This window comes from Photorhabdus sp. P32 (assembly GCF_038085095.1).
Lineage (GTDB): Bacteria > Pseudomonadota > Gammaproteobacteria > Enterobacterales > Enterobacteriaceae > Photorhabdus > Photorhabdus luminescens.
This window is the reverse complement of record NZ_JAZGJN010000096.1, coordinates 1-1,040: the sequence shown is the minus strand read 5'-3', so window position 1 is coordinate 1,040 and position 1,040 is coordinate 1. Positions and strand designations below refer to the sequence as shown.

Genomic DNA, 1,040 nt, shown 5'->3' with positions numbered 1-1,040 from the left:
AACAACTGCGCCTTGAAGGCGAACAACGCGGGATTCAGAAAGGTATACAGAAAGGTATACAGCTGGGCGAACAGAAAGGTATACAGCTGGGCGAACAAAAAGGCCGTAAAGAGGAAGCGATTAAGATTGCCCGCACTATGTTGGTTAGTGGTCTTGATCGCACGACCGTTATGAAAATGACCGGTCTTTCCGAAGACGAATTGGCGCAAATTCGCCACTAATTCTGGCACCAGTAAGAATTCCATTAAGGGCGTTGGCTAAGCAGCTAACGCTTTTTTATTGGAAAGGTTAATAAAATAGCCCCCCATGTGAACATCTGTAGGGTGTGTTAAAGTTAAACTTGGCGTTTTAGGATATGATGAACGATGAAGAAAAACACCACACCTACATTGCATGATGCTATTTTTAAGCAGTTCCTGACACATCCGGATACTGCCAGGGATTTTCTGCAATTTCATCTACCGCCGGCGTTACTCGAAGTGTGTGATCTGGAAACGCTGCAACTGGCGTCAGGGAGTTTTATCGAAGACGATCTTCGACCGTACTACAGCGACGTGTTGTATTCGTTGAAAGCAGGTAAGGGTGATGGCTACGTGTATTGCCTGATTGAGCATCAGAGTTCACCGGACAAACATATGGCGTTTCGGCTGCTACGCTATGCGATCGCTGCGATGCAACGTCATCTTGATGCTGGTCATAAAACGTTACCTCTGGTGATACCGATATTGTTCTACCAGGGAAAAGTCAGTCCATATCCGTATTCAATGAGCTGGTTGCAGGAGTTTGATGATCCTGAGCTGGCCGGCGAACTCTACAGTAACGATTTCCCGTTGGTGGATATCACCGTCATTGCCGATGACGAAATCATGAAGCACCGACGCATGGCCGTGCTTGAGCTGCTGCAAAAACATATTCGGCAGCGCGACCTGGCTGATTTTCTTGAGCAATTGGTCGCATTATTGCTTGAAGGATACACCACTCAGGAACAGCTGGTTTCTGTGATAAACTACATGTTGCAGGCGGGAGAATCCCACAACCCG

The 1,040-nt window shown here is 47.2% G+C and carries 1 protein-coding gene and 1 pseudogene; both read left to right on the top strand.

Annotation, left to right across the window (positions count from 1 at the left end; translation table 11 throughout):
- Positions 1-221: pseudogene (locus V2H77_RS00440) on the top strand (ISNCY family transposase); the annotation flags it as partial.
- 144 nt (positions 222-365) lie between these two features.
- Positions 366-1,040, top strand: a 675-nt coding sequence (locus tag V2H77_RS00435; protein WP_341497228.1) for an Rpn family recombination-promoting nuclease/putative transposase, incomplete at its 3' end; no start/stop codon positions are given.